This window comes from Actinomadura sp. (genome assembly GCF_044508335.1).
Classification (GTDB): Bacteria; Actinomycetota; Actinomycetes; order Streptosporangiales; family Streptosporangiaceae; genus Spirillospora.
In genome coordinates, this window is record NZ_JBIQHY010000023.1 from 17,026 (window position 1) to 27,588 (window position 10,563).

Sequence of the window (10,563 nt, forward strand, 5' to 3'; positions counted from 1 at the left end):
CGGTTCTCATGATTTGCGGGTAAACAGGGCCGCATGAGCGTGTCACGTCGTGCATTCCTGGTCTCCGGGCTGGCCGGAGGGGCGGCCCTCCTCAGCGGAGCCCGGTCCGTCCCCCCGTCCCCCGCCGAACCGGAGGCACCCGGCGGCTACGCCACCATGCCGGGCGTGCGGCCGCCTGCCCTGAAGGCGCGGCGGCTCGGCCCGACGGAGGACGGCCTGCTGTTCCTCGCCCCGTTCCGCGGGACGGGCTCCGCCGACGCGCTCGTCGTCGACGACACCGGCGAGCCGGTCTGGATCCACCCGTCGGAGCAGCTGATCACCGACCTGCGGGTGCAGACGTTCGAGGGCGAGCCCGTCCTCACCTACTGGGAGGGCGAGCGCAGGGCGGGCGGGCACGGGGCGGGCACCGGCGTGCTCCTCGGCCGCGACTACCGGCGCGTCGCCGAGGTCCGGACCGGGAACGGGGTGCGCGGCGACTTCCACGAGTTCACGCTGACCGACCGCGGGACGGCCCTGATCATCGCCTACCCGCAGGTCACCGCGGACCTGCGGCCGATCGGCGGCCCGCGCGCGGGCCACGTCCTCGACAACCGGGTCCAGGAGATCGACGTGCGGACGGGCAAGGTGCTGCTCGACTGGAGCGCCCTCGACCACATCGACATCGCCGAGACCCGCGCGGCCCTCACGAAGGACGCCGACGGCACGAAGGGCAAGGCGTTCGACCCCGTCCACGTCAACTCGGTGCAGGACGACGGGGACAGGCTGCTGCTGTCCGCCCGCAACACCTGCGCCCTCTACTCGCTCGACCGGCGGACGGGCGCGATCCGCTGGCGGCTCGGCGGCCGACGCGGCGACTTCGCGCTCGGCGGCGGCGCCGCGTTCGCCTGGCAGCACGACGCCCGCAGGCGGCCGGACGGGACGATCACGCTGTTCGACAACCACATCGCCGAGGCGGGCGACGGGCCGTCCCGGGGGCTCGTCCTGCGGGTCGACGAGGAGCGCCGCACCGCGGACCTCGTCCGCGAGTTCGCCGACGGCCGGACCTACGGGCAGTACATGGGCAACATGCAGGTGCTGCCGGGCGGGAACGTGCTCGTCGGATGGGGTTCGACGCCGGCGATGACGGAGTTCGCCGCGGACGGGAGGGCCGTCCTGGAGATCACGGGGATCGGCAACGGCTCCTACCGCGCCTACCGCGCCGCCTGGTCCGGGCGGCCCGCCGCGCCGCCCGAGGTGGCGGTGACGCCGCTGCCGGGCGACCGGATGCGGGTCCAGGTGAGCTGGAACGGCGCGACCGGCGTCGCCCGGTGGCGTTTCATCACCGGCTCCGCGCGCCGCCCGGTGGTCGCGAAGACCGTGCGGCGCACGGGCTTCGAGACGGCGGTGATCCTCGCCCGCTCCCCGGACGTCACCGCCGAGGCACTGGCCGCGGACGGCGCCGTCCTCGGCCGTGCGCGGTCGCGGGGCGTGTGATCAGTCGTCCTTCGGCGGATCGTTCAGGATGCGGTAGCGGTCGAGGATGCGTTCCAGCTCGCGGCGCTCGCGCTTGGTGGGGCGGCCCGCGCCGCGCTCGCGGCGGCCGACCGGGATGAGCGCCTCGCGCGGCGGCGGGGGCGGGCTCTTGTCGATCAGGCATTCCTGCGCGGCGGGCGCGCCGACCCGCTTGCGGACGATCTTCTGCACGACGACGACGCGTTCGCGCCCGTCATGGCGGAGCCGCACCGTGTCGCCCGGCTTCACCGCGGTGGACGGCTTGGCGCGCTCGTCGTTCACGCGGACATGGCCCGCCCGGCACGCGGTCGTCGCCATCGAACGGGTCTTCAGCAGCCGCACGGACCAGATCCACAGGTCGACCCGCACGGACCCCTCGTCGCCCATGCGTCCATGATGTCACCCGGACACCGGCGCCCGGTTCGCACTGATCCAGGCGTCGGCGCGCTCCCACTGCCGGTAGAGCCAGTCGACGCGGGCGTCCCGCCCGTCCGGGACGTCCTCGGCGGGGATCCGCCACCACTGGGCCTGGACGGGGCTCGTGAGCGGGATCCGCCGCCAGATGTCCCCGGCCGTGGCCATGTGGTCGAGGCCGCAGTGCGCGACGAACACCACGTCGGCGGACGGCGCGGCGTCGAGCGCGGCGAGCACGCCGCCGGGGCGCGGCGGCATCAGGTTGCGCATCGCGGCGGCGCGGGCCGCCTCGGCGTCGCGCCGCAGCCGCGTCAGCCGCCGGATGGCGCGGCGGCGGCGCTCCGGGGAGAAGTTGCCGCCCTCCGGGAAGATCAGCAGCGCGTCGCGGGGGCCGAGGCCGGCGGCGAGCCGGCCGATGTCGTCGGCCGCGCCGCCGCCGGGCGTGACGAACGCGTTCGGCAGCCGGTTCGCGGCGATGTCGATGCAGGGGTCGAGCTGGAGCTGCGCCTTCATCACGACGCGGGGCCGCCGCCGGTAGCCGGTCAGCAGGTGGTGGACGAGGATGAGCGCGTCGCCGGGCCCGGCGTGCCGGCTGAGGACGATCAGCGGCCGGTCGCCGGGCGCCGCCTCCCCGCCCCCGGTGACCTCCACGCGCAGCCCGAGCCGCCGCTGCGCGGAACCGTACAGGCCGGCGACGTAGCGGCGGATCACGTCGTAGTGCCGGTCGTCGCGGGCGCGGCGGAGGATCCACAGCCGGCCGCACTCCAGCACCGCGGCGGACTCGAGCGTCCCCCAGGCGAGCGCGAACCACAGCAGCCGGCAGGCGCGCCGGCGGTCGCGCCCGATCGCGGACGTCACCGCGAACGCGAGCGGGAACACCACGACGACCAGCAGTGCGAGGGCGAACAGCAGCGGCGTGAACAACAGGCGGCGGACGACGGGGGGAGGCAGCATTTCACGCTCGCTCTTTGAGGTACTCCAAGGATGCCCTGTGGGCGCGTTCTATGTGAGCCTGGATTCCGGACATGTTCCTGTAGCGCATCTGGGCGAGGTCGACGCCGGCCTTCTGCGGCTTCGCGCCCGCCGGCAGGACGTGGACGGTGAGGCCGTCCGGGAGGGTCGCCATCTCCTCGAAGAACCGGTGCCGGCGCGCGATCTCGAACGCGACCATGCCGACCTCCCAGGGGCGGCGCGGCGGCGGCAGGTCGCGCTCGATGCGGCCGACGTGCAGGACGTAGACGGTGGTCGCGCCGAGCATCACCGCGCGCCCGACCGGGATGCTGTGCACGAGCCCGCCGTCGAAGTAGTGCCGGTCCCCGACCCGCACGGGCGGCAGCAGCCCCGGCACGGCGGACGAGGCCAGCACCGCCGGCACCAGCGGCCCGGACGTGAACCAGTGCGCCATCGCAGTCTCGATGCCGGCGGCGACGCACTGGAACGGGACGGCCATCTCCTCGAACGTCCGGACGGGGAGCAGCTCGTCCAGCAGGCGGCGCAGCGGCTCGTTCGAGTGCAGGTGGGTGCCGGACCGGGCGAGCGTCCACAGCCGCGCCCACATCCGCGCGCCGAACACCTCGCGGGTGGCGTCGTCCGACCACAGGCTGGTCAGGCGCTCGACGGCGGTGTCCGGGTCCGCCGCGACGAACGCGCCGTTCAGCGCCCCGATGGACGTGCCGACGACGAGGTCGGGCCGGACACCGGTCTCCGCGAGCGCCCGCAGCATGCCGACCTCGTGCGCGCCGAGCACGCCCCCGCCGCCGAGCACGAACGCGGTCCTCGGCTCCCGGTCCACACCGTCCACGGGGGCAGCCTCTCCCGAACAGACCGCCATAAACGGGGCGGCATGAACACGGCGGCATGGAGAGGGCGGCAAGGAGAGGGCCGGCCGCCCCAAGGGGTGGGAGGCGGCCGGCCCGCGGAGGGAACGCCGATCAGTGGTGGTGGCGGCCCTTCGTGCTGAGGCCGTAGCCGTAGGGGAACAGCGGCTTGTAGCCGTGGTCGCCGATGTTGATCGGCTCCTGGCCCTCGCTGCGCGGCCACGTCACCGGAAGGCGGCCGGTGAAGGGGCGCTTGCCGAACAGGACGTCCGCGACGCCCGCGCCCTCGCTGCCCGGCAGCCAGGACATGACGAACGCGTCCATCTCCGGCAGCTGGTCGGTGACGATCTGCGGGCGCCCCGCGACGTCGAGGACGACGCAGGTCCGGATCGCACCGCACACCTTGTCGATGTTGGCCTTGTCCTCGTCCGACAGGTTCAGCGTGTGCCCGTTGCCCACGTCGCCGACGCCCTCCGCGTACGGGGTCTCGCCGACGACGACGATGCCGACGTCACTGCCGGACATCGGCGCCGACGCGTCCGCGCTGTAGGTGACGTGGGACGAGTTCTGCTCGATGCCGTCCAGGATCGTCGTGCCCGGGATGATGTCGCCGGAGGACCCCTGCCACGTGACCGTCCAGCCGCCCGCCTGGTTGCCGATGTCGTCGGCGTTGACGCCCGCCACGTAGATCCGCTCGTTCTTGCGCAGCGGCAGCGCGTTCCGCGAGTTCTTCAGCAGCACCTGCGACTTCGCGACGGCCTCGCGCGCCACCGCGCGGTGCTGCGGCGAGCCGATCGTCTTGGCGAGGCTGCGGTCGGTGTAGGGGTGCTCGAACAGGCCGAGCTCGAACTTCGCCGTCAGGATGCGGCGGACGGCGTCGTCGATGCGCGACATCTTCACGCGCCCCGCCTTCACCTCGGCGATCAGCGTCTGCACGAACTGCGGGGCGCTGTAGGGCTCCATGAACATGTCCATGCCGGCGTTGACCGACGTGCGCACCTGCGTGGCGTAGTCGCCGGGGATCTGCTGGATGGCGGCCCAGTCGCTGATGAGGAACCCGTCGAACCCGATCTTCTTCTTGAGGACGTCGGTGAGCAGCTCCTTGTGCGCGCTCATCTTGACCGGGTTGCCGACGCCGTCCTCCTTCCAGTCGACGCTGGAGAACGACGGCATGATGCTGCCGACGCCGTACTTGCGCACCGCGGTGACGTAGGGCGGCAGGTCGATCTTCTCGAACGTCCTGCGGTCGGTGACGGTGACGCCCTGGTCGATCGTGTACGTGCCGCTGGTGGACGAGCCGAACACCGTGTCGCCGTCGCCGGCGAAGTGCTTCGCCGTCGCGAGGACGTGCCGGTTCGTCGCCATGTCCCGCTTGTGCCGGCCCTGGAAGCCCTCGATGCCGACGGCCATCTCGCTCACGAGCCGCGGGTCCTCGCCGTAGCTCTCGTACGTCCGGCCCCAGCGCACGTCGCGGCTGACGCAGACGCACGGCGCGAACACCCACTGCGGGCCGGTCGCCTTCGTCTCGATCGCGGTGATCTCCTCTTCCCGCTTGACGAGGCCGGGGTCGCGGGTCGCGCCCATCCCGATGTTGTGCGGGAAGATCGTCGCGCCGACGAGGTTGTTGTGGCCGTGCACCGAGTCGATCCCGTAGAGCAGCGGGATCTTCAGCCGGGTGGCGAGCGCCTTCGACTGGTAGGCGTCCACCATGTCCGCCCAGCCGCCGGGGGTGTTGTCGGCGGGCACCGAACCGCCGCCCGAGAGCACCGAGCCCAGGGCCAGCGTGGTGATCTGGTCCCGGTCGCCGTCGACGGCGCCGCGCTCGGCCTGGGTCATCTGGCCGACCTTCTCCTCCAGCGTCATCCTGCCGAGCAGGTCGCCGACCCGCTTGGCGACGGGGAGCCGGGCGTTGAGATAGGCCGGCGGCCCGCCGGCCACCGCGGGCTGCACCGCGATGGCGGACGGGACGGCGGCGATGGTCGCGAGCGCGACCAGTGATCGCCCGATCCGGGTGGCGATGACACGTCTTTGGGGGTGTCGCAAAGTCGTCCCTCCTGGGTCGCTCCGAGGACGCCCGCGCGGCCCGGGTCCGGACCGCGCGCGGCCGGGCGCGGAGGTCGTGGCTCGCCCGGACGGCCACGACCTCCGCGCTCGGCGGCGTCGTCACCCAGGAACCTCCCCCGGCCCCGCACCGGGTGTCAACGAGCCCGCCCGACCCGCACCGGAGGCTTGTGAAAAGTGGGAAAGAGGGCTTGACGGGTACTAAATTCACACGTTGAATCATGCATCGAATAAAGCCGGTGAGACGGGTGGGGCCAGCGTCGCCGCCGCCCTCCCGGTGCTGCCCGCCCGGCGCCCGCGGCGCCGGCCCGCCCGCCGCCGTGGCCACGTCCGGCCACGCGAGCGCCCGGGCGGCCGGCGGGTGAAACGGCCGTCCCGGGCGCTCGCCATCCGGTGTGGCGTGTTCTCAGGACCGAAGTCGTCGTCCCTGCGGCGGGACGGGGGCTCACGTGGACGGGCGGCCGGGCTCGCCGCGGCCGTCCCCCCGCACGTCGCCGTCGCGCGTCACCTCGATGCGCTCCTTGCGCAGCTCGCCGCGCACCGTCTGCTCGTCCTGCACCTGCTCGGTGCGCACGTGGATCCGCTCGACGGGGACGGTCTCCTTGGCGATGACCGGGCGCTCCTCGTAGAGGATGATCTCGTGCTCGTCCTCGGAGATGTGGACCTTCGGGTCCGGCTCGCCGCCGGTGATCGGCTCGCGGTCGATCCTGATCTCCTCGTGCGAGACGGGGATCGTGCGCTCCACCATCTCCGTGTCGACGTACTTGTGCACCCGGACGCGGCCGGCCTCGTGCCGCTCGGTGCCGATCCGCATCTGCTCCTCGGAGCGGGTGATCTCGGTCATCGGGGCCTCGGCGCCCTCGCGCGCCGACTGCGGCGGCATCGTCGGCCCGCCGCGCGCCGCCCGGTCCGGGCGGACGGCCATACCGGGGGCGCTGCCCGCGGCCCCGGCGGTCCCCGCGGCGGCCGGGCCGGTCCCGGTGCCGGCGGCCTTGCCCTCAGCGGTCCTGCCCTCGCCGGTCCTGCCCTCGCCGGTCCTGCCCTCGCCGGCCTCGCCCTCGCCGGCCTCGCCCTCGCCGCGCTCCCCGCGCTCCCCGGCCGTCCGGGCCGCGTCCCGTTTCGCGTCCTGCTCCCCGCCCCGCTTCTCGGTCTGCTCGTCGCCCTGGCGGCGGCCGCCCGGAGGGCGCACGCCGTAGTGGCGGTACAGCCCGACGATCTGGGCGTGCGACAGGTGCTCGTCCGCGTCGAGGTTCGGAGCGCCCTTGATGGTCTCCTTGTCGTACGGGACCTGCAGCACGTCCTGGTTCTTCCGCGAACCGGACAGCGGGACGAAGCTCTCCCGCATCCCGAACCATCCGGTGTGCACGGTCACCCATTCCGGCTCACCGGAGTCGTCGTTGAGGTAGACCTGCTTGATCGTGCCGACCTTGGTGCCGTGGGTGTCGGTCACGCTCATGCCCATGAGCTCCCGCACCTGTGTCTGCGTCTGCACGTTGAACACCTCTGCTTCCGTGAACGCTGCCGGACGGGGGGCGGGGAGAGATGGGTCCTGTGCCCGCCTCGCGGCGCGGCAACGGTGTTCTGATTGATCCCGAGTTGCCGGATTACCCGCTGTTTTTCCGTATCGAGACGCAATAAACGCGTTTGCTCGATTATGGGGGATGATTTACCTGATACTTACGGCGTTCTCCGGGCGCCTCGCCAGCCATTTCACGACAAATGCTCACCGACACGTTCACCCGCGCATTTCCGGGAAGCCGAGATGGTGATCATTTTAGAAAGCGCCGGTTTCCCTTTCCCGGGCCCGCGAAAGACTGCCAAAGGACGTTCCCGCACATCGGAGAAACTGCAATGGGCGACTTTCCACGGGCGGCCGTGCGAGCGGGGGCCGCGGCGGCCGCCGCGGCGCTCGCGGGCGCCGCGTTCACCGGCACGGCGGCGGCCTCGGTACGGCGCGCGCCCGCGTGGTGCGGGCCCGGCGGGACGCTCTCCGCCCGCGCGATGCCGCAGCGGGTGAAGATCGCCGACTGCGACCTGCGCGGCCGGACGGTGCGCGGCGCGAACGGGCTCGCGGCGGTCGTCCCGTCCGACGGGACCTCGGTGGTCGCGCACGCGCTGCGCACCGACGGCGGCGCCGAGCTGAGCATCCGGGTGGACGAGCGGGCCGGCGTGGTCACGATCGACGGGCGCGGCGGGCGGGTGCCGCAGGGCCGGCCGCGCGGCTTCCGGGCGCCGGCCGCGGCCTGCGCGGACGGCGCGTACCGCGCCGAGCCGAGCAGATGGCCGAAGGGGACCGCCGTCCGATGGCGCTACTACGCGGGGAACGCCGGGCTGCCCCAGGCCCCCGTCACCGCGGGAATCGCCAACATGGCCGGCGCCCGCACCGACTGCGCCGACGGCGGCCGCTTCACCCCGCCGCCGGACATCGCCGAGGAGTACGCCGGGCGGGCGAGCCGGCCCCCGAACGTGACCGGCGCCGCCGGCTGCGGGATCAGGGACGGCGTCAACACGTTCGGCTGGCACGCGATGCCGGACGCCGACACCGACGTCCTCGCCGCGACCTGCACCTGGTTCGACGGCCCGGCGACGGTCGAGACGGACATGGCGCTGCAGGCGCAGGGCAGGCGATGGTGGACGGGCGGGTCATGCCCGGCCGGCGGCTACTCCGCCGAAGCCGTCGCGACGCACGAGGCGGGCCACGTCCTCGGCCTGGGGCACGTCGAGGGCATCGAGCACGAGAACCTCACGATGGCGCCGACCATCGCGTCCTGTGACAGCGGCCCCGCCACCCTCGGCAAGGGCGACTACGACGGGCTGGTCGCCCTCTACGGCGGACGCTGAAACGGCGCGGAGCCGCACCGCGCCGTTCCAGCGTCCCGGGGTCAGCGCCTCGGCTGGAGCTTGCCGACGACGACGAGGCGGCGCCGGTCGGAGCCCTTCGGGGTGCAGGTGACGAGCGTGATGTACCGGCCGTCCGGCGCGCTGCGGCGCTTGAACGGCACCGGCTCCAGGGCCCGCCGGTCGCGCGGCTTGATGACGCGCTTGGTCCGCACCTTGTACACGTAGGTCCTGCGGCCCCAGCGCAGGACGATCCGGTCGCCGCGGCGCATCAGGTCCAGCTTGTTGAACGGGTGCAGCCACGTCGTCCGGTGGCCGAGCAGCACCGTGTTGCCGTCCCGGGTCGGCACGCCCGTGCCGGGGTAGTGGCCGACGGCCCGCCGCAGGACCGCCTGGCCGACCCCCTCCCGGACGTCCGCCTTCAGGTGCATCCGCTTGATCCGGATCTGCCCGATCAGCGCGCCGTGCTCCGCGCGCGCCGGAGCCGCCGCCCCGGCCGCCGGGGCCGCCGCCGGCACCGCGGGCGCGGCCGTCGCCCGCGGCACGCCGAGCACGGGCACGGCGCAGAACGCGGCGGCGGCCGCCGCGAGGGCCTTTCGGTCGAGCATGCTGGTCTCCCCCTGGAGTTCGCACGGCGTGGGAAGGCGTGGGAAGGGGCGGCACGTCTACCGCCCCCTCTCCTCGGTCTCGCCGGCCGCGGATCGTCACCCGGGCCGGCGCGCGATCAGCTCAGGACCGGCGAGCCGATCCGCACGGGCGCCCCGCCGCTGTTCGGCAGCTGCGGGCCGAGCCGGCCGGTCCGCGCGTCCACCCCGGGCACCTTGACGGCCTGCTGCAGCTTCTTCAGCAGGTCCGCGACGATGGGCAGCCCGTCGGCGCTGCGGTAGTTCACGCCCGTGCCCGCCACGCGGCGGCCGTCGGCCCGCAGGGTCGAGGGCAGCTTCTTGTGCTTGGCGGCCGGGCGGTGCTTGGACGGCTTGTACGGCTTCTTGTGCTTGACCGGCGGGGTCCGCAGCGTGGGCGGCATCTCGTGGTCCTCGCCGTCCCCGACGGACGCGCCGCCCTTGCACTGCGCCTGCGCGAGGCCGAGCACCGCGACGGCGTTGCCGCACACCTCGACCGGGACGCTGATCGGGATGTACAGCTGGTTGCCGTTGGCGATGCCGAAGTTGCCCGACGACCGCATGTGCACCTTGCGGTCGGCGGAGGACCGCTTCACCGACGCGCCGCCCTCGCACTGCGCCTGCGCGAGGCCGAGCGCCCCGACGGCGTTGCCGCACACGTCGATCGGGACGCTGATCGGCGCGTACACCTGGTTGCCGTTGGCGATGCCGAAGTTGCCGGACGTCTGCATGTCGACGCCCTTGCCGTCGTCCCAGCCGCCGCCGTAGCCGCCGCCGTCCCAGGCGCCGGCCGTCCGGTAGCCCGGGTCGGCCGCGTAGCCGCCGTGCGAGCGGTGCGACGAGACGCTCGCGCCGCCCTCGCACTGCGCCCCGGCGAGCCCGGCGACGGCGATCGCGTTGCCGCAGACGTCGATCGGGATGCTGATCGGCGCGTAGACCTGGTTGCCGTTCAGCAGCCCGAAGTTGCCGGACGACTCCATGGTCACCTTGCCGTCGTGGCCGCCGCCGAAGGCGGCCGCGCCGGCGGTCCCGGGGCCGAAGGCGGCTCCGATGGCGAGGGCGCCCGCCGCCACCAGGGCGGCGCGGGACGTGCTCTTCACCCACGTACGCATGATGTTGCTCCTGTCTGTTGCATCGGTGGTGATCACTGCGCGGCACCGTCGGGGTGGGCGCAGCACTGGCAGCGGCCGGACTTCGGCCGTTGCGCGCGGAGAGAGGTTCAGCGGGGGCGGCGACGTGCCTCGGGCACGCGGCCGCGGGAGAGACCGGCCGCTCGAAGGGGCCGGACGGGGACGGTCGGTCCGGGACTAGTCCGGGAC

General features: G+C 73.6%; 9 protein-coding genes. 2 read left to right on the forward strand and 7 right to left on the reverse strand.

The window, feature by feature from the left end:
• Nucleotides 1-33 precede the first annotated feature (33 nt).
• Nucleotides 34-1,473: an arylsulfotransferase family protein gene (locus ACIWVC_RS11395; RefSeq protein ID WP_396445541.1), complete on the forward strand. Its 1,440-nt coding sequence runs from the start codon at nucleotides 34-36 to the stop codon at nucleotides 1,471-1,473.
• Here the strand turns inward: ACIWVC_RS11395 and ACIWVC_RS11400 are convergent, their stop codons facing one another.
• The 5 genes from ACIWVC_RS11400 to ACIWVC_RS11420 all read right to left on the reverse strand — a co-directional run bounded on the left by ACIWVC_RS11400 (nucleotide 1,474) and on the right by ACIWVC_RS11420 (nucleotide 7,275).
• The gene (locus tag ACIWVC_RS11400; protein ID WP_396445540.1) at nucleotides 1,474-1,878 is read right to left on the reverse strand and encodes an RNA-binding S4 domain-containing protein; all 405 of its coding nucleotides are present in this window, start codon (nucleotides 1,876-1,878) and stop codon (nucleotides 1,474-1,476) included. It abuts the gene before it with no gap.
• Nucleotides 1,879-1,890: 12 nt separating this feature from the next.
• Nucleotides 1,891-2,859, reverse strand: a complete 969-nt coding sequence (locus ACIWVC_RS11405) for a 1-acyl-sn-glycerol-3-phosphate acyltransferase (protein WP_396445539.1) — start codon at nucleotides 2,857-2,859, stop codon at nucleotides 1,891-1,893.
• A gap of 1 nt (nucleotide 2,860) precedes the next feature.
• Nucleotides 2,861-3,706, reverse strand: coding sequence for a patatin-like phospholipase family protein (locus tag ACIWVC_RS11410; protein WP_396454113.1), 846 nt, complete (start codon nucleotides 3,704-3,706; stop codon nucleotides 2,861-2,863).
• Nucleotides 3,707-3,836: 130 nt separating this feature from the next.
• On the reverse strand, nucleotides 3,837-5,765 hold the full coding sequence (locus ACIWVC_RS11415; RefSeq protein ID WP_396445537.1) for a glycoside hydrolase family 3 protein: 1,929 nt from the start codon (nucleotides 5,763-5,765) through the stop codon (nucleotides 3,837-3,839).
• Between the two features lie 463 nt (nucleotides 5,766-6,228).
• On the reverse strand, nucleotides 6,229-7,275 hold the full coding sequence (locus ACIWVC_RS11420) for a DUF2382 domain-containing protein (protein WP_396454114.1): 1,047 nt from the start codon (nucleotides 7,273-7,275) through the stop codon (nucleotides 6,229-6,231).
• A 359-nt stretch (nucleotides 7,276-7,634) separates the two neighbouring features.
• Between ACIWVC_RS11420 and ACIWVC_RS11425 the strand changes: the two genes are divergently transcribed.
• On the forward strand, nucleotides 7,635-8,624 hold the full coding sequence (locus tag ACIWVC_RS11425) for a matrixin family metalloprotease (RefSeq protein WP_396445534.1): 990 nt from the start codon (nucleotides 7,635-7,637) through the stop codon (nucleotides 8,622-8,624).
• Between the two features lie 41 nt (nucleotides 8,625-8,665).
• On the opposite strand, the gene ACIWVC_RS11430 is transcribed toward ACIWVC_RS11425, so the two are convergent.
• On the reverse strand, nucleotides 8,666-9,229 hold the full coding sequence (locus ACIWVC_RS11430; RefSeq protein ID WP_396445533.1) for a class E sortase: 564 nt from the start codon (nucleotides 9,227-9,229) through the stop codon (nucleotides 8,666-8,668).
• A gap of 116 nt (nucleotides 9,230-9,345) precedes the next feature.
• A complete protein-coding gene (locus tag ACIWVC_RS11435; protein ID WP_396445532.1) occupies nucleotides 9,346-10,356 on the reverse strand; it encodes a chaplin family protein in 1,011 nt (336 codons plus the stop codon).
• Between the last annotated feature and the right edge of the window lie 207 nt (nucleotides 10,357-10,563).